This window comes from Enterococcus sp. DIV2385, assembly GCF_051711925.1.
In the GTDB taxonomy this organism is placed as follows: domain Bacteria; phylum Bacillota; class Bacilli; order Lactobacillales; family Enterococcaceae; genus Enterococcus; species Enterococcus faecalis.
This window is the reverse complement of sequence record NZ_JBIONV010000001.1, coordinates 389,144-407,364: the sequence shown is the minus strand read 5'-3', so window position 1 is coordinate 407,364 and position 18,221 is coordinate 389,144. Positions and strand designations below refer to the sequence as shown.

Annotated in this window: 19 protein-coding genes; 6 read left to right on the top strand and 13 right to left on the bottom strand. The window is 38.5% G+C overall.

Going from position 1 to position 18,221, the window contains the following annotated elements; all coding sequences use genetic code 11:
- Positions 1 to 52: 52 nt before the first annotated feature.
- Positions 53 to 1,702, bottom strand: a complete 1,650-nt coding sequence (locus tag IGM04_RS02055) for a putative polysaccharide biosynthesis protein (RefSeq protein WP_086317644.1) — start codon at positions 1,700 to 1,702, stop codon at positions 53 to 55.
- 203 nt (positions 1,703 to 1,905) lie between these two features.
- On the opposite strand from IGM04_RS02055, the gene IGM04_RS02050 reads away from it, so the two are divergent.
- Positions 1,906 to 3,432, top strand: coding sequence for a UDP-N-acetylmuramoyl-L-alanyl-D-glutamate--L-lysine ligase (locus tag IGM04_RS02050; protein WP_086317643.1), 1,527 nt, complete (start codon positions 1,906 to 1,908; stop codon positions 3,430 to 3,432).
- A gap of 65 nt (positions 3,433 to 3,497) precedes the next feature.
- Here IGM04_RS02050 and IGM04_RS02045 read toward each other — a convergent pair whose 3' ends face one another.
- Entirely contained in the window at positions 3,498 to 4,070 is a 573-nt protein-coding gene (locus IGM04_RS02045; protein WP_002358653.1) for an alpha/beta hydrolase, read from the bottom strand.
- A 30-nt stretch (positions 4,071 to 4,100) separates the two neighbouring features.
- Between IGM04_RS02045 and IGM04_RS02040 the strand changes: the two genes are divergently transcribed.
- Positions 4,101 to 5,075 carry a ring-cleaving dioxygenase gene (locus tag IGM04_RS02040; RefSeq protein ID WP_086317642.1) on the top strand — a complete coding sequence of 325 codons (975 nt, stop codon included), beginning with the start codon at positions 4,101 to 4,103 and terminating at the stop codon, positions 5,073 to 5,075.
- Between the two features lie 112 nt (positions 5,076 to 5,187).
- On the top strand, positions 5,188 to 5,361 hold the full coding sequence (locus IGM04_RS02035) for a hypothetical protein (RefSeq protein ID WP_002355495.1): 174 nt from the start codon (positions 5,188 to 5,190) through the stop codon (positions 5,359 to 5,361).
- Between the two features lie 75 nt (positions 5,362 to 5,436).
- Here the strand turns inward: IGM04_RS02035 and IGM04_RS02030 are convergent, their stop codons facing one another.
- From IGM04_RS02030 to IGM04_RS02020, 3 genes are all read right to left on the bottom strand, one after another.
- Complete coding sequence (locus tag IGM04_RS02030) at positions 5,437 to 5,907, bottom strand: C-GCAxxG-C-C family protein (protein WP_002384891.1); 471 nt, start codon at positions 5,905 to 5,907, stop codon at positions 5,437 to 5,439.
- A gap of 52 nt (positions 5,908 to 5,959) precedes the next feature.
- Positions 5,960 to 6,688, bottom strand: a complete 729-nt coding sequence (locus tag IGM04_RS02025; protein WP_010821401.1) for a YebC/PmpR family DNA-binding transcriptional regulator — start codon at positions 6,686 to 6,688, stop codon at positions 5,960 to 5,962.
- 130 nt (positions 6,689 to 6,818) lie between these two features.
- Positions 6,819 to 7,328 carry a VanZ family protein gene (locus IGM04_RS02020; RefSeq protein ID WP_002366143.1) on the bottom strand — a complete coding sequence of 170 codons (510 nt, stop codon included), beginning with the start codon at positions 7,326 to 7,328 and terminating at the stop codon, positions 6,819 to 6,821.
- 127 nt (positions 7,329 to 7,455) lie between these two features.
- Here IGM04_RS02020 and IGM04_RS02015 point away from each other — a divergent pair, with 127 nt between their 5' ends.
- On the top strand, positions 7,456 to 9,282 hold the full coding sequence (locus IGM04_RS02015) for a M3 family oligoendopeptidase (protein WP_179189090.1): 1,827 nt from the start codon (positions 7,456 to 7,458) through the stop codon (positions 9,280 to 9,282).
- Between the two features lie 24 nt (positions 9,283 to 9,306).
- On the opposite strand, the gene IGM04_RS02010 is transcribed toward IGM04_RS02015, so the two are convergent.
- The 8 genes from IGM04_RS02010 to IGM04_RS01975 all read right to left on the bottom strand — a co-directional run bounded on the left by IGM04_RS02010 (position 9,307) and on the right by IGM04_RS01975 (position 16,733).
- Entirely contained in the window at positions 9,307 to 10,647 is a 1,341-nt protein-coding gene (locus IGM04_RS02010; protein ID WP_086317640.1) for an MATE family efflux transporter, read from the bottom strand.
- A gap of 174 nt (positions 10,648 to 10,821) precedes the next feature.
- Positions 10,822 to 11,472 (bottom strand): uracil-DNA glycosylase, encoded by a 651-nt coding sequence (locus tag IGM04_RS02005; RefSeq protein ID WP_086317639.1) that lies wholly within the window; start codon positions 11,470 to 11,472, stop codon positions 10,822 to 10,824.
- 86 nt (positions 11,473 to 11,558) lie between these two features.
- Positions 11,559 to 12,959 (bottom strand): M24 family metallopeptidase, encoded by a 1,401-nt coding sequence (locus IGM04_RS02000; protein WP_086317638.1) that lies wholly within the window; start codon positions 12,957 to 12,959, stop codon positions 11,559 to 11,561.
- A 12-nt stretch (positions 12,960 to 12,971) separates the two neighbouring features.
- Complete coding sequence (locus tag IGM04_RS01995; protein WP_086317637.1) at positions 12,972 to 13,733, bottom strand: DeoR/GlpR family DNA-binding transcription regulator; 762 nt, start codon at positions 13,731 to 13,733, stop codon at positions 12,972 to 12,974.
- A gap of 120 nt (positions 13,734 to 13,853) precedes the next feature.
- Positions 13,854 to 14,699: a VOC family protein gene (locus IGM04_RS01990; RefSeq protein ID WP_002355476.1), complete on the bottom strand. Its 846-nt coding sequence runs from the start codon at positions 14,697 to 14,699 to the stop codon at positions 13,854 to 13,856.
- A gap of 42 nt (positions 14,700 to 14,741) precedes the next feature.
- A complete protein-coding gene (locus tag IGM04_RS01985) occupies positions 14,742 to 15,338 on the bottom strand; it encodes a nitroreductase family protein (RefSeq protein ID WP_002355475.1) in 597 nt (198 codons plus the stop codon).
- Positions 15,339 to 15,508: 170 nt separating this feature from the next.
- Positions 15,509 to 16,444, bottom strand: a complete 936-nt coding sequence (locus tag IGM04_RS01980) for a LacI family DNA-binding transcriptional regulator (protein WP_086317636.1) — start codon at positions 16,442 to 16,444, stop codon at positions 15,509 to 15,511.
- 4 nt (positions 16,445 to 16,448) lie between these two features.
- Positions 16,449 to 16,733 (bottom strand): hypothetical protein, encoded by a 285-nt coding sequence (locus tag IGM04_RS01975; protein WP_002366136.1) that lies wholly within the window; start codon positions 16,731 to 16,733, stop codon positions 16,449 to 16,451.
- 114 nt (positions 16,734 to 16,847) lie between these two features.
- Between IGM04_RS01975 and IGM04_RS01970 the strand changes: the two genes are divergently transcribed.
- Both IGM04_RS01970 and IGM04_RS01965 read left to right on the top strand, forming a co-directional pair.
- A complete protein-coding gene (locus IGM04_RS01970) occupies positions 16,848 to 17,183 on the top strand; it encodes a hypothetical protein (RefSeq protein WP_002355470.1) in 336 nt (111 codons plus the stop codon).
- A 182-nt stretch (positions 17,184 to 17,365) separates the two neighbouring features.
- Positions 17,366 to 18,220 (top strand): M48 family metallopeptidase, encoded by an 855-nt coding sequence (locus IGM04_RS01965; protein ID WP_002382951.1) that lies wholly within the window; start codon positions 17,366 to 17,368, stop codon positions 18,218 to 18,220.
- Position 18,221: the final 1 nt, after the last annotated feature.

Below are 18,221 nucleotides of genomic sequence, written 5' to 3'. Positions count from 1 at the left end.
GTCTCAAGCCTTGTCTCTTAAGAGAATCTGCTGAAAGGAGTTCAATCAGCTATTATTTAATATTGAATTTTGCACGTAATTTTGCAGCATTTTTCCCTAATAAACGATCAGCTAAGCGAATCTTCAAGACCGAATAGCCATAAAAAGCGCCTCCTGCAGCAGCCACAATTACAACGATAATGAAGGCTTGGAAACGTCTAGTTGGATCTAAAAATAGATACAAGAACTGACGGAAAATCAAAGCGATAATCATCATGATGACTGTAATACAGAACATTAACAATGTTCGCCGTAAGGTTAATTTGTAATTAAAACGTGTCACTTGACGAATTCTTCTTAGAATCAATACGCAAGAAACCGTAAAGCCAATCATCGTTGCTAATAACGGACCGTAAACTTCAAATAAACGGATTGCGGGGAATTGCACGATTAATTTCACTGCTAAACCAATTCCTAAATAACGCATTGCGTCACGATTTTCATACATCCCCATCAACATATTTGACACTAACATATACAAGCCCAAGAATAAACTAGCGTAACAAGCTTGCACTAATAAAGAAGTGCCTAAAGCATCTGGCATGTAAAAAACAGTGTATAGTGGTTGCGCTAAAACAATCATACCGAATGTTGCTGGCAACATTACAAACACAAAAAGTTGTAAATTATTACTAATCAAACGCGCTAACTCACGGTGATTTTTTAAGGTGACCGCTTCTGTAATCAACGGTAATCCAGTAGCCGAAATCGAAGTCGCTAAAGCCACGACAATCATGGTTAATTTGTCCGGATTGGCATTAAAAATACCGAAAAGCTCTCGTAATTGGGTATCTGAATAATCCGTAAACAAACGCATAAAGTTTGAGAAAGTAAACTGATCGACAAGTTTAAAGACCGTCACCCCTGAGCCAACTACGATAAAAGGAATCGCCTCTTTAAAAGTTTCACTCAATAACTCTTTTGGAGCAATCTCATGCTCATTGGCGCTGTGTTCTTCTAAATAATCAAATAATGGTTTTTGTTTGTACATGTAATAACCTAAAACCGCAAAACTTGCGAGCATCCCAATAAATGCCGCAAAAGTGGCTTGGGTCACCGCTGTAACGTAATTACCTTCAAAGACTTTCATGATAATAAAAGCAGTTAATAACATGTAAAAAACTCGTGCTACTTGTTCAACAATTTGTGATAAAGCAAAGGGCATCATTTCTTGATTTCCTTGGAAATAACCGCGAATGACACTCATGCTTGGGAAAACTAAAACGGCTAAACTTAATGAACGCATTGTTGGAACTAATTCAGGTCCTCCGCCAGACAAAGCTGCTAATGCCGGAGATGCCAAATACATCACAATAGCAAAAACCACACCTAAGCCACCCATTAGTTGTAAGGCACGATAAAAAAGCTGTCGACTAATTTTATATTCGTTCAATGAATTATAATGCGAGGTCTGCTTGGCAATCGCACCTGGAATTCCGGCGGTAGAGATCATTAGGAATAAGGCATAAATCGTATACCCCATTGAAAACAAACTGTTCGCTTCGTTTCCGTGCTCGCCCATCCAAGCGTACCAGGGGATGATGTAAATCGCCCCTAACATGCGGGAGATAATATTACTAGCTGTCATCCAAGCTGAGCCTTTGACCATTTTTTCTTGGTTCGTCAGGATTGGTTGATCAACTGAATTTGGTTGATTGATCATTTTGTCCTCCAATATTCTTTGAGTATGCTTTCTTTATTTTAATTGTTCATCTTGGGATATGCAACGACTTTCTCGAAGAATTATCCTATTTTAACATTTCTCATGGATTTTCTCACGCTAACGAGATGGTTTTTTTAAAAGAAAAATAATGCTATAATGACATCAGTTTTGAAATTTCGTTGAAACGTTTGGAGGCAAAAAAAGTGACGATTTCATTATTCGCAATTCGCGATTGCTTAGAAAAAGAAGATTTATTAAAAGAATTTATTTCACCAGAAGGCTGGCACTTGACTCTTTCCGACACGTTAGGTCAACGAGAAGTAACGGCTCTTTCTTACGATTCGAGAGACGTAACAGCAAAAACACTCTTTTTTTGTAAAGGATTAAACTTTAAAGAAATCTATTTAGAAAATGCTGTAAAAGACGGCCTAGAAATCTATGTTTCTGAGGTGCCTTATGAGGTTCCTGCACAACTAGGAATTATCGTGACTGACATTAAAAAAGCAATGGCTGTGTTAAGCATGGCTTTTTATGATTATCCACAAAATAAATTAAAACTGATTGGCTTTACTGGAACCAAAGGTAAAACAACAGCGGCTTATTTCACCAAATATATTTTAGATGTTGCTACACAACAAAAAACAGCCTTGCTTTCTACCATGAATTCGACATTAGATGGCAAAACATTCTTTAAATCTGCCTTGACTACACCCGAATCTTTGGACTTGTATCGAATGATGGCAACCGCTGTTGCTAACGGGATGACTCATTTTATTATGGAAGTTTCTTCCCAAGCCTACAAAACTAATCGTGTCTACAAGTTATTTTTTGATGTCGGCATTTTTTTAAACATTACCCCCGACCATATCAGTCCAATTGAACATCCAACCTTTGACGATTACTTTTATTGCAAACGTCAATTGATTACACATTCTAAAGTCATTGTGTTGAATCACGAAGCTGATTATTTTCCATTACTTAAAGAAACTGCACAACAGCAAAAAGTCCCTGCCATTGTCTATGGCAGTCAGCCGGCTCCAGAAGTAGACTATTCATTCGCTGTTTCTTCAGAGGATTCCTTACGTTTTATCGTTGAAAGTCCTGCAGATGCGTTAGGATTGGCCGGCTCTTATCACCTTCGTTTAGGTGGTGATTTTAACAAAGGTAATGCGTTAAGTGCGGCGATTGCTAGTGTCCTTGTGGGAGCTTCAAAAGAAGAGTGTCAACAAGGGATCGCAGCAACCACCGTCCCTGGCCGGATGGAATCTTTAACGAATACCAATGGTGCAACCGTCTATGTTGATTACGCTCATAACTATGACAGTTTGAAGAATCTTTTAACCTTTGTCCGTGAAGAACATCCTGACGGCCGCTTAATTGTTCTTGTCGGTAGCACGGGAGACAAAGCGATTTCTCGCCGCAAAGACTTTGGTAGGGTTCTTTCTGAATTGGCTGATGTTGCAGTCCTAACAACCGATGACCCAGCCAGTGAAGATCCAGCAAAAATTTGCCAAGAAATTCAAACCCATATTACCAAAGAAATGCCTGTTTACACCGTTTTAGATCGTGGCGAAGCAATTGCTCACGCATTATCTTTAAGCACAACGGCTGATGATGCGATTGTCTTAGCTGGTAAAGGCGCCGACCTTTATCAAAAAGTAAACGGCGTAGATGAACCTTACGCAGGAGACTTTGCACTTGCGGAAGCTTTCATTAATAAAAAGAACTAAATTATTTAAACACACATAAAAAAACAAGCTGCAACCTTTGCTGATAAGTGGTTGCAGCTTGTTTTTTAAAGAACTTCTTTTATTTTCGTTACTTCTTCTTCTGATAAGCCATGACCGCCATCAACGAGCAAAAAGTCAACTGGAAAATGTTTCTTTAATTGGTTAGCTAAAGAAAGAACTTGTCCCGGAATACTCAACTCATCCTGAGCCCCTGTTGTGACAATCACTTTTGTCGCAAACTCACCAGATACATATTGATAGCCTAAATTGCTTGGATGCAGTAAAATAACAGTGTTAGCAATAGTCGGGTTCTTTTCTAACAGGCCTAAAATAAAATTGGCACCGTTAGAGTACCCTATAAAAATAACTTCATCGTATAACTTTTGCGGTTGCCAAACTTCTTCTAGAAACGCCGTCACTCGCTCATCAAAGTTAGCACGAGGTAATGCTCCATTGACTAATGGCGCAAAAAAGCGTCGCTGTTCGCCTACACCTTCTGTCCCTAAGTAACTTAGAACACTCGCTTCTGGATAAAGGGTTGCGATGGTGGTTAATAATTGATATTCATTGCCACCAGTACCATGGAAAGCGACAACTAATTGATTAGGTTTCGACCCTTTTTGAAAAAATTGTTTCATTTAATAAACCTCCAAGAAAGGAATTTTACTATGTATGCACAAATTCATCACATCTCTATTTTAAATCGATTGATAAAGCCTACATTTGACTTCTATCATAATACACTGGGATTAAAATTACTAATGAAAACGATCAACCAAGATGACCACACCATGTATCACTTGTTTTTCTCAGATAATGAGCAACGAACAGGTACCGAATTAACTTTTTTTGAATTGAATGATGGCCAAGATCAATCCTTTGGGACAAATACGATTGAACGAACTATTTTAAAAGTACCAACGCGCGCCTCTTTGGATTTTTGGGCAGAACGTCTTGAGCAAGCGGGTATCTGCCACTATGGTGTGGAAACATTTAACCAACACCCAATTTTACGTTTTGAAGCGCCCGATAATACGCAAATGGCGCTTGTTCCGTTACGTGAATTTGAAAATGCGGAAGATTATTTTCCAGCTGAGCATGCTGAAATTCCAGTAGAACATGCAATTTTAGGCATTGATGCAATTCAATTACGCGTCCAATATGCCGCAGCTACCAAACAACCTTTAGTGGATTATTTACATTGGCATGAAAAAGAAACAGTACCTTTTTTTGAAACTGCGCATGAAGTAACCGTTCTGGAAAATCATCATCCACAGTTTTATCAAGAGGTGCACATCATTGATGACCGTACCAATCCGCTTGCCATTGAAGGAATTGGTGGCGTTCATCACGTCGCCTTTGGGGTGGAAGATACGCAAGAATTAACGCAAGTTGACAGCCTGTTGGATGAAAAGAATTTTACAAACTCAGGGATTAAAGACCGTGAATTTTTCAAATCATTGTATTTTAGAGAACCGAACCACTTATTATTTGAAATAGCCACACAAAAAGGCCTGCTAGATGCCGAAGCCTATGAAAATCAAAGCTCAAACTTTGATGAAATCCCCCTTTATTTGCCTCACTTTTTGGCAGATCAAAGAGAACGAATCGAAGCGATTTTAGCACAACAACGCCATGATTGAACAAAAATAGCGGTTAGGACCGCTATTTTTGTTTTTTAATATCCTATTATTGCCCTTTTTTGAAAAAAAGGAGTACACTAATAGTAGATGAACTGCGCAAGGAGGTGAGTACATGTTATCTAAGGAAGAAGTTCTACACTTATTGAACGAAGCAAAAAAAGAAGTCGATCGTTTAGAAACAAACCGCCAAGAAGATTTAGGTAATTCAATCAACTATATTGAAAATGAATTACAGCTCCAACGTGTCTTATCTCAAGTGGAAGCTTATGAAAAAGTACTTGGTTAATTGATTACGCATTAAATGAGAGAGGAGCAACCAGATTCAGGTGAATGAATCTGGTTGCTCCTCTCTCATTTTTTACTAGACTAATTCGTAAGCAAGTTCTCGTGCAATAATTTTTGCGGTTGTTTCAGCGATTTCTCCAGTAAAGCCAATGCATTGTTCCATATGCTCAGGTGAACCCATCGTCATTTTACTTGTCAAAATACTGCAGCAAACCACTCGATGCTTTTGTCGAAAACTTTGATGCAATTCGTTGGCTAAAGCCATCGTTTTATTTACTTGTTCTCCTTTGGCTTCTGTCCGACCAAAAAAGTAGCCCAGACACATAACCCCGCCTGAAAGAGCACCACAAATACACTTCGCTCCTCCAACACCTACAGGAAACCCAGAAGCCATGGCCACAGCTTCAATGGGAATCTCCGCATCGAAGTGTTGCCGAATGGTCGCCACAATCGCTTCCGAGCAATAAAAATCACCGTTACGATAATAGGCTTCCGCTTCTTCCCTGATTGCTTGTAAACAAATTCTCTTTTTCAAAATGCCCTCCATTCTGTATCCGCTTTCATTTTATGAATAAAAGGACGCCAAGCATCCCTTTATTTTATAGATTTTCTGCAGAGGTAAATACTTCTGACACATCATCATCGTCTTCTAACTTGTCAACCAAGCGCTCTAATTGCGCTTTTTGTTCCTCGTTCAAGGTTAGTAAGGTTTGCGGAACCATTGTTAATTCAGCTTGTGCTAATGAATAACCTGCTTGTTCTAAAGCATCGCGAACCGCTGTAAAATCTTCTGGTGCTGTGTAAATTTCAAATACTTCTGGTGATGTTTCTAAATCCTCGCCGCCTGCTTCCAAAACGACTTCTAGCATGTCGTCTTCCTCAATTGCATGATCTTCTCTCTTAATGACAATATAGCCTTTACGATCAAACATATAATTCACCGAACCCGTTTCACCTAAAGAGCCACCATTTCGAGTAAACGCGACGCGAACATTGGTGGCCGTTCGGTTGCGGTTATCTGTTAGTGCATGAACTAAAACTGCCACGCCACCTGGCCCGTATCCTTCATAAGTTACCTCGTCATAATGTTCCCCTTCACCAGCACTACTGGCTTTTTTTATGGCGCGAGCAATATTATCATTGGGCATATTGGCTGACTTAGCTTTATCGACTGCTAAACGTAAAGCAGGATTCATTGCGGGGTCAGGGCCACCTGCTTTTGCCGCCATATAGATTTCCCTTGAAACTTTTTGGAAAATTTTCCCACGTTTGGCATCTTGCGCATTTTTACGCCCTTGAATGTTGCTCCATTTGCTGTGTCCTGACATCCTTGATTCCTCCTGACTTTTCGTTACTATTCTCCTTTATTCTACTCTTCTTTTCAGTTAGGAACAAGCGCTACCAAAAAAAGACCCTCGCTTACCCACCTTTCTGACGAATAAACGAAGCTCTTCTAAATTAGCGTCTTCTTTTTTTATTTTTCTTCAAACCATGAACCACCAAACAAATGACGATGGCTGTCAAAGCACCCATGGCATCCAACATAACATCTTGAAAAAGAGGGGTCCTTCCGCCTGTGATCATTTGATGAAATTCATCTAAACCTGCATAGCCAGTAGCAGCTAGCCAGGAAACAACAGCTGTTAAAAACAGACCTTTGATTCTTGGCACTAATCCAATAAACCAACTACCACCTAATAGAAAATACGTACCAAAATGGGCTCCCTTACGAATAAAAAATTCAACAAATTTACTATAACCACTAGCTTGAATGCTCACTTCACTGCCAGCATATTGAAAAGAAATATTTTTTAATTGTTCTTCAAAAGGATGACTGCTCAGAAGTTTATCTAAAAGACCAACTTGTGATTGCTGTTCATACGTCTGTGATGAACTGAAAAATAAAATGGCCATAATAACAAACGCAATGACTAAATATAAATTACTATCTTTCAAATAATTTTTCATATAATCCTCTTTTCTTGGTTTCATGTTGCCCCGTGCCTGCCACGGAAAATTCTTTTTTATTATAGTCGGTTTCGAGGGAAAAAGAAACAACTTCTCTTAGGTCTTATGATATACTGAAAAGAAAAAAATGAAAGAAGGATTGGATATGACCTATTCTATTACATGGGATTTAGACAGTATTTTCCCCAATGGGAGCGAGTCCAAAGAACTTAGCCAACGAATGACTCAATTAACCGAACAGACAAAAGAGTACCATCAATTAATCACAGAATGGACACCAGAAAGTGCCCAAGGCAAAGAACAATTTGCTGAAATTTTAACGTTACAAGGGAAAATCTCAAATGGCTTTTCACAATGTAATAGTTTTTTAACTGCTTTAATTTCTGCTAATACTAATGATACCAAGGCCAAAATTTTATCAGGTGATTTATACAATCTGTTGCCAGCGATTCAATTAGCTGAAACCATTTTTACTAAAAAAATCACCGAGATTTCAGCAGAACATTGGCAAGACCTGTTAGCCGAAGAACCGTTTAAAACAATGGCTTTTCGCTTAAATGAATTACGCCGTGATGGAAAAAAACTGCTTTCCGAACAAGAAGAAAATATCATCAATACGCTTTCTCTAGATGGTTTAAATGCTTGGAGTACACATTACGATACGATTGTTGCTTCCATTGTGATTCCTTTTGAAGAAAAAGATGGCTCTGTGACAGAACTATCTGCAGGCCAAGCCTTTAACCGCATGATGGGAGATCCTGATAAAAAGGTTCGTCAACGTTTGTTTACAGCCTGGGAGAAAGCTTGGAGTGGCAAAGCTTCAATTTTGGCAGACACCCTAAATCACTTGGATGGGTTCCGTTTATCTGATTACAAATTGCATGGCACTACAGATTATTTAGAAAATCCCTTAAACTATAATCGAATGAGTCAAGAAACATTAACGGTTATGTGGGAAACCATCCAAAAAAATAAACAACCATTCGTCGACTTTCTAACGCGCAAAGCGCAATTATTCGGCAAAGAAAAAATGGATTGGCAAGACCAAGATGCACCAATTATTTTAGGTGATTTAGAAGAAAAAACGTATTCCTTTGATCAAGCCGCTGCCTTTATTTTAGAAAATTTCCGTAAATTCAGTCCGAAAATGGCCGATTTTGCCCAAATGGCTTTTGAAAAAAGTTGGATTGAAGCTGAAGATCGTCCAGGCAAACGTCCTGGGGGGTATTGTACAGAATTACCTGAAACACAAGAGTCGCGGATTTTCATGACCTTTGGCAATTCAATCAACGAAGTAGCTACTTTAGCCCATGAATTAGGTCACGCTTTCCATAGTAGCGTGATGTGGGATTTACCTTCATTGAATCGAGAGTATGCCATGAACGTAGCAGAAACAGCTAGTACCTTTGCAGAATTGATTGTTGCTGACGCCACCTTAAAAGAGGCCAAATCAGATGTTGAAAAGATTAACCTTTTAGACACAAAAATGCAAAATGCCATTGCTATGTTTATGAACATTCATGCGCGTTTTATCTTTGAAAATAATTTTTATCAAGCGCGCCAAAAAGGTTTAGTAGCGGAAGAAGATATTACTGAATTAATGTTAGCGGCGCAAAAAGAAAGCTACAAAGATAGTCTTGGCAGTTATCATCCTCATTTCTGGGCGAGCAAATTGCACTTCTTTATTGATGATGTGCCTTTCTATAATTTCCCATATACTTTTGGCTATCTATTCAGCATGGGTATCTATGCGTATGCCAATCAACAAGGCAGTTCTTTTGAAGACCAATACATTGCGTTATTAAGAGACACTGCTTCGATGACAAGCGAAGAATTAGCGAAAAAACATTTAAATGTTGACTTAACAAAACCTGATTTCTGGCAAGCCGGCATTGATCAAGTCCTAAAAGATGTGGAACAATTCATGACTTTAACTGAAAACTATGTAAACTAAGCAAAAAAGAAGCAGTAACCAACATCAGGTTACTGCTTCTCTTTTTTTCAAATAGTTTCGATATGCAAGGTAGCCCACAAGCATTAGTCCAAACGTAACAAATTCAACTACGGGCATGGCTAGCCAAACACCGGTTAATCCTAGTAATTTCACCAAAATAAATAAAACTGGCACAATTAAAAAGAATCCACGCAAAGAGGAAATCATTAGCGCCATTTTCGGTTTACGAACTGCCGAAAAGTAATAAATCCCCATAAAATTCAATCCTGTAAACAAGAAGGAAATCGCATATAAGCGGATGGCTGTCCTAGCAATTTGCGCCAACTGGTCGTTCCCTTCGCTATTAAAGACCTCAATAATTTGTCCCGTAAACACTTGGCTGATTAAAAAGAACAGGAAGCCGGCGACCAAGTACGTAATAAAGCTAAGTTTAACAAATTTACGCAACACCTTCGTTTCCCCTAAACCATAATATCTGCTGAGTAATGGTTGCGCCCCTTGCCCAATCCCTGTAAAAATGGCAATCGCAATAATATTGAGGTTGGCAACAATCGCATAAGCTGAAATCGCCACATGACCAACTAAGTTTAACAAAACAATATTAAATAAAAACATGACAAAGGCCGAAGAAAATTCATTTAAAAAGGAAGAAAAACCAATCGACATAATTTCTCGAACATCCTGAAATTTCACTTTAAACTTTTCAAAACGTAAAACTCGTTGCGGCGACCACTTATGCAACGTAATCAGGATTAAGCTTGTTAAAGGTGACATCACCGTTGCAATGGCCGCACCTGCCATGCCCCACCCAAATTGATAAATAAAGACATAGTCCAAGATAATATTGACAATTCCCCCACTGACAAAAGCAATCGTTGCCAAACGAGGATTATGGTCATTTCTTAAAAAAGTAATCAAGCAATTGTTTAAAATAAATAATAATGAACAGCTAAGGTAAATCATATAATATTCCTTTGCCAAACCAAACAAGACACCGGTCCCCTGAAGTCCCCGAATAATTTGATCGGAAAAAATCAAGCTCGCTAAAGTAAAGAGACTCCCTATAACGAAAACTAACCCAATCGTTAAACTAAAATACTGATTAGCTTTTTTGATTTCTTTTTGCGCAACCGTGGTCGAAAACAACGTAGCGCCGCCAACGCCAAACATCCAACCTAATCCATTAATAATATTAACGAGTGGTAAGACAATGTTAAGCCCCGCCAACGCCTCGGTGCCGATCCCATTTGCAATGAAAAATGTGTCCGCCAAAATAAAAATTGATTGCGCCGCCATACTTAAAATTCCTAACAGAACATTTTTATAAAACAACGCAGTAAAATGGTTTTGCTGTGTTTGCTCCATACCCAAATCTCCTTCTAACAAAAAAAGGACTCATTCTTTTTGCTTCAAGGCTTACGCAAAAATCAGAATCCTTCAATTATTCAACCCAGCGATTAAATAATCTGTCTATTTATTGATACTTCTAGGGTAGCATTCTCTCTTCGAAAAAACAACCATCCTTTTATTTTTCTCATTTTAAACTTTCTTAAGCAGTTGCAGTTGTTTTTGAACTACTTGCCAATCTTCTTTCACGACTTCTTTTAAACGATAATTATAAAAGACAGCCGCTGGATGGAAGAGTGGAATGATTTGATAGGTTTTCTGCGTCCAATGATAGCTTTGTGATTGCTCATCAAATGTTTGAATGGGCGACTGAATGACCGTTCCGTGCACTGCAGTGATTGTTGGCTTTGGTCCTAAAAGTCGTTGCAACCCAATATTCCCCAGTGTCAAAATTAGTTCAGGTTGGCAAACAGCGATCTCCCAATCAAGCAAAGGCGCAAAAATTTTGATTTCTTCTTTGGTTGGCGTTCGATTAGGAAATTTGGTTACTCTTTCTCCCGTTTTTGCAATCTGCTTCGTTTTCACAGAAAAAGGTCGACTCCTAACCGCACTGGTGATATACACCGTTTCACGACTTAAGCCAACTTGTTGTAATTGTTCCATCAACAATTGACCTGAACGCCCTATAAATGGTACGTTTTCTTTAATTTCTTCTTTTCCAGGGGCTTCCCCAATCAGCATCACTTTTGGCTGTTGCGGACCTTGCCCTTCCACAAAACCTTCTAATGGTAAGTCTTTCGCTTTAGCTAAAACTGCTTGTTTCAGATGTTCAGGATAGTGCATTTACCATCACGCCTCTCTTCTGGTGTTCTTCCTTTGCTATATTGATTATAAATAAGGCCCAAAAGAAACTCAAAAAAGGAGCCTACTCATTTAGGAGCTGGTTTTTCTACACACAAAGCTTTGTCTTTAGCTAGATAAAAAGGCCGTAAGTAACCAACTAAATTAGACATTGGTAAAACCTCCGTTGGTAAGTCAATCTTCAATGTCTCCTTTAAATAGGCTTTGCGTGTCGCAATCCGTTGCCACATGTCTGGATAAGTTTGCTGAATCTCTTTTTGCAATGTTTCATCAGCCAAAGCCACACATTCTTCTGCACTCACCCCTGTATAACCAGGTACAGAAGGAATAATATCCACTTGAAAGAGCATGCCACTTTCCAAGCGAATGGCTGAATCTGGATAAATAGGCGACGACATCCATTCATCATCCGAAACTAAATGCCCAGGATTCAAATGCCAGTGATAGATTTCTTTTGGTAACTGTTCTTCAATTGCTTGGTACATTTCTCGTCCTAATAGTCCGATTCGAATGGTTTCAAGCCAGTGAACGACAGCTTGAAAATAGGGTTTTGCTACGCGCTCTAAATAATCACGTTGCGCTTCTGGCAATTGCTGCTCGTTTTCAATAACAAAACCTGTTCGGCTAGACAAGCCGCCTTTGTAGCCTGTAGTTAATGATAAGGCATCACCTAACTGAATTTCTTTGGCAGTCGGATACATGTTTGCATATTCAAAACGTTGACCAGTTGCCGCAATGGTTACTACCGTCGGCGTTTGACCTTCATCATTTAACAAAGCCCCAATGTCCGTTTCACGCTGTCCTACTTCAATTGCATTTAAAGCCTTTAACATACTGCGAGAAGCCAAATTCGCCCCATATTCATAGTGCGCCAATTCGTTGGCATTATTTGTTGTGCGGGCCCCCTTTGCTCCAATCAATAAGTGGGTCCCATTTAGTAAACGAGCTTCTTTCGGCAGCGCTTTTTTCAGTGCTTCGACAATAAAATGTGGCACATCAAACATAGTAGCAGGTTCTTGCTGTTGTGTTGTAAACATTTTCCAACCAACGATACCTATTTTTTGAGCAGTTTCATCGAGAAGCGTTTCAAAAATCTGCGACAACTTTTGTTCCCCAGCCATTGGTTGATTAGGTAGTGAAAAAGCTGGATAATGAATTAAATCAGCTGAGATGCGTGCATGTTGGCACAGTTTTAAATTTTCATTGCCTAAAATAAGTGTCGCCATACCATCCTTATTTAACACAAGAAGTCCTTCTTCAAACCTTGGAATAAAGCCAGTTAAGTATTCAAAATTACTGCCATGCTCTTTGTCTGCATAGAAGACCAATTGATCGAATTTTTCTGTTTCCATTCGTTGTAATACTTTCTGCTTACGCGCCATCATCGTTTCATTCGTCAAATACGTTGGAAAAACATTCTCAAAAACAGTAGGTTCAGCAATATGTGTATAATTAATTTTTCGCTTCATTATTATCCTCCATTATTCATCTGCGACAATCAACGTTACGCCTGCTTGCGCTAACTGCTCGCAAAATTTTTCATCAGGTCGTGTATCTGTCACTAAACAATCAATTTCTGTTAATTCACAAATTTTAAATAAACCCGTTTTGTTTAATTTCGTTTGGTCTGCTAAGGCAATGACTTGTTTGCCTTGTTGAATCATTCGCCGTTTGACTTGACCTTCTTCTTCTGTGTGAATAAATAATCCTTGTTCAGATAACGCAAACACACCTAATAATGTATAGTCGGGGGCAAATTCCCCAACCTTAGCGACTGTTTCTGCCCCAAACAAAAAGAGTTGTTGTTTATGCAGTTGCCCAGGTAATGCTGTAATTTTTGTTTGATCCATTTGCGCTAGAAGTAGCGCATGACTGAGAGAGTTCGTGATCGCGTGAATCGGACTATTTTCCATCGCTCGAATAGCTGCTTCCACCGTGGTTGATGAATCAAAAAAAATGGACGCTTGTTTGGGAATATTTGCCCAAACTTTTTGGGCAATCGCTTGTTTTTTCTCTGGATGCTTCACTATTCGTTGAGCATAATCGTAAATAGTTGCTTCAGACTGCACTGAGATAGCGCCACCATGCGTTCTCTTTAAATGTCCTTCCTTTTCTAAACGAATTAAATCTCGCCGAATAGTATCTTTTGAAACGGAGACTTGCTCCGCTAACGCTTCCATGGAAATACTTTTTTGTTCATTCACTATTTTTTGAATCTTGGCTAAACGTTCTTCAATCAACATGCTTCCTCACCTCTTCTAAGTAAAGATAGCATCTTTTGCATTATTTTGCAAACAAATGCAAAACAATGCAAAAAAAACTAGTCCTTCATTTTCTAACGAAGGGCTAGTTTGAGAGTGGTTTTAATAGGTAAATTGAATAATCATGCCGCTAGGATCTTCTAACGCAAGTAAATGATCTTTGGCAATAAAATGTAACTTTGCTTCTTCCGCATTGGCTTGGACTATCTCTAAATCTGCCGCAGTTGGTAAACGGAAGGTGTAATTTTCTAAGCCAAATTGATTTTCTTGAATCGTTGGCAGCTGTTTGCCGCTCCATGTATTTGTCCCAATATGATGATGGTACTGACCCGCTGCAAAAAACTTCGCTTGTTGACCAAAGTTAGACTTTAAGCCAAACCCTAAATTTTTATAGAACGTTTCAGTGGTATCTAAATCGGCCACTTTCAAATGAATGTGCCCAATTTTAGAACCTTCGGAAATTCCTAGCCAGTGACCGTCAGCTTCTGCAGCTAAACTATCACCGTCTAATTCTTCTGTCACACCGATAATTTCACCATTTGGACGAATATCCCAGACTTCTTCTGGTTTATCCCAATAAATTTCGATGCCATTATTTTCTGGATCACTTAAGTAAAGGGCTTCACTATAGCCATGATCTGCTGCGCCAATTTGCACATTTTCCTGCAAAAGCCACAGCAACATATTGCCTAAATCTTTGCGGGTTGGTAGCAGGAAAGCAATATGGTACAAGCCAGTGGTACCCTGATTTTCTTCCCCAGCTGTTAGTTCTTTTAAGACAAGAATTGCATCGTTGGTGCCTTGTGGCGCTAGCCAAGCACGTCCCTCTCCTTGTTTTAAAAGTTTTAAGCCAATTGTTTTCGTATAAAAGTTTACCATTTTATCTAAATCAGCCACTTTCAAAGTGACTTGTTGAATCCCAATATTACTTGGTAATGCTTGAACCATTTGCTTTCACTCCTTTCCTCTTCGTTTTACTAAAGCAATGATTTAGTTGAATTCTTTAAAACGAGCACTATCTTCCATGTATTCTTTTTCGCCAGCTGGCGCTTCAATGGAACCAATGACCATTTGTGCACGTAAATTCCAGTTTGCAGGAATTGACCATTCTGCAGCAACCGCTTCGTCAATGACTGGGTTGTAGTGTTGTAAGTTTGCGCCGATATTTTCTTGCGCTAAGGCAGTCCAAACGTTCGCTTGTGTTAAACCAGTTGCTTGTTCAGACCAAACAGGGAAGTTATCCGCATATAATGGGAAGCTATCTTGTAAGTTTTTCACGATATCTGTATCTTCAAAGAATAAAATTGTGCCCGCACCAGCTGCAAAACCTTGTAATTTAGCTTGTGTGTTTGGAAATGCTTCTGCTGGAGTTAATGGTTTTAAGGCATCTTCAGTCATTGCCCATAATTTTTTGTGAGCATCGCCGAATAAGAACACAACACGTTGTGTTTGAGAGTTAAAAGCTGTTGGACTTTCTCTAACAACTTCTTTTACTAAAGCAGTTACTTCTTCTTTTGAAATTGGTAAGTTTTCTCCTAAAGCATAGATTGAACGACGGTTTTTCATCATTTCAGTAAATTTTGACATAATATGTTCATCCTTTCAAATTTCCTCAGTAAATTCATTTAATTTTGTTTACATGCTTACTATACTACCTTACTAAAAGTAAGTAAAGCTTTTTGTCTTACTTTTTGTAAGTTTTTTTATTTTTTAGTGAAAAACCTTATTCTACCAAAGAAAAAACAACCAGCTTTTTTCTAAGAAAAAGAAAAATCTGGTTGTCGATTAATAAATGTAGAAGTCAATTGAATCGTTTTCGGCCGTTTTTCTTGAAATAAGTGTGTGGCTTTTTCCCCTAACTCCATTAATGGATGACAGATTGTTGAAAAATTTAAAATTTCACTTAATAAAGTTTGTTCCTGTCCCACTAAAAAGAGTGGTCTTTCAATAACGGCTTGAATCCCTGCGGCAATTTCATCACCGTTGGTCACAACCGCCTGGAGCGTTGGATCTTGCCCGCAGTGTCGTCCTACTTCACACCCATCTTCATAGGTTAAACAGTCCTTAAATAACCGATTTTCAGGAATCGCTCCATAAATTTCCTGATATGCGTCAACTAAATAGCGTGCGCTTGTACTTTTTTCTGGTGCACGGTTAATCGTAATTGCCACTTCACTACATCCTTGTTGTTTCAACGCTTGGAAGACCCGCCGATAAACGGTTAAACGATCGATATAGATACTAGCATAACTAGGGTCTTCTATTTTTTCACAAAAAACAACTTGCTCTTTATACGGAGCAAACACACTTAAAGGATTTGCCTTTGACAAAACAATCATGCCATCAAACGCACCCGTCGCCATTTTTCCCAAGTAACTTTTTTCAACTTCTTTATCATAATCCGTTGGTAATAAACTGACCATCATCCCTTGCTGAAATGCTTGGTGGATAATCCCACTTAAAATAGCATCAAAATAAGGTTGATTCGTATAAGGAACCATGACACCTAATGTGTTACTTTTCCCAAAGCTAAGATTTCTCGCTAATATATTGGGCTTATAGCCCAACTCATCGATAATTGCTTGGATTTTCAGTCGTTTTTCCTCAGAAACATAAGGATGATGATTAATCACACGCGAAACAGTCGTAACTGAAGATCCTGAAAGGCGCGCAATTTCTCGAATTGTTGTCATACTTTCACCTCATTACTTTACAAAATTGAGTTAAATAAGGCACAATCCCTGTCCCGTAATCAACAAAACGATAAAAGGTCTCCTGCCAAGCAAAAGAAATTTCCTGAATATCCTCCTGCTGTGTCAAGTGCCACTCCGTTATCTGATGGTACGGAATTTCTTGATGCCAAATCTTATAGTATTTTTTGGGACTATTTAACTGCAGACTTTTGGCCGTCGTAGTCACCGAGACAAAATAGTAATCCATACCAAGTCTATCGCTTATCTCCACTATAACATTCATTTTCATGCCCTCCAATATTTTGATACACCTAGCTTACCTTATGAAACGCGTACCAGAGCAAGAGGAAAAATAAAAAAAGTGAGGCCATGTTATACTAGATGTATCATATAAAAGCAAAGGATGAGTGCAATGGAAACTGTTACAGTAGCAACAAAAAGCGACTTACTAACAAATTTGAACAAGCAAACAGATGAAATCATTATCTCGGGGGCACTTGCACAAGAAATATACCACTTAAAAAAACAACAATTAACCGAAACGGAAGAAATGGGCTTTTTAGTGGGTAGCCAAGGCGCTGGCTCATTTTTAACCTATTTAATCGAGAAGTTATCCTATATAAATTCGGAGCTATCGCCAGAAGAACAAAAAATTGAACATGCGATTTTGCGTTTGTATGTTATTAAAAAATTAACTCCAGAAACTACTTTATTACGTCTAAAACAGTTAGATTATTAAAATTTTATTTAATCAAGATAGACCAATTCCCTGCGTACAACGAGTCCCTTTCATTAATCACTTGATATAATTACCTTTATTCAAGTTCCCACCATTGTCATTATCGATTAACCAATGGTATATTAGAAGTAACAGATAAGTCATTTTATTTGAAAAAGTGTTTGGGAAATGTTTGGGGAGGAATGTTTATGTGTCAACCGCAGGAAAAAAAGAAAGAAATTTCTGTTGCTAAGTTACGTTATCGTTTTGAAGTACCAATGATTATCATTGGTTTTGTTTTATTGTTTTTCGCATTGGGATTAGTTGCTTTATTGATATTGAGTGATTTGCCGATTCCTGACTGGTTATTAATTGTCTTAATTGCACCAATTGCGCCAGTCATTGCTTTTTTTACCATTCGTTATATGTACATGGATACTGCTTCTAACGGAGTGGAAATTACAGAAAATCAGTTACCAGAAATTTATTCCTTGTATATTGATTTGGCAAAAGAAATGGGCTTTGGCACTAAAAAATTAAGGATGCCACGTCTTTATTTAATCAACGGGAATGGTGTCTTAAACGCTTTTGCGGCAAAATGCTCTTTACACAGACGCTATGTTGTCATTCACAGTGATTTGTTGGATATCGCGTACAATACAGGCGATTTTTCGCTGATTCGCTTTATTTTGGCACACGAGCTAGGACACCATAAATGTGGGCACACTAATTTATGGCGACTAATGTTATCCATTATTTTGAAACCAGTTGCGTTAGATAAAAGTTTTACAAGAACGCAAGAATATACCGCTGATCGCGCAGGTTTATACTACGCAGAAGAAGGTGCTTTAAGCATGATTTATTTATTTTCAGGAAAATACATGGGCAGTCGTGTGGATTTAGAAGAATACTTTCACAGTATTGATTTACATGATGATACCATCTGGCTTAAATTGAGTAACTTCTTATCCGATCATCCTGTTGGCTTCCGTCGAATGCAAACATTGAAAAAAGCCAAAGATACTGGCAATTGGGACGTTCATGGGAAATTTTTCTAGC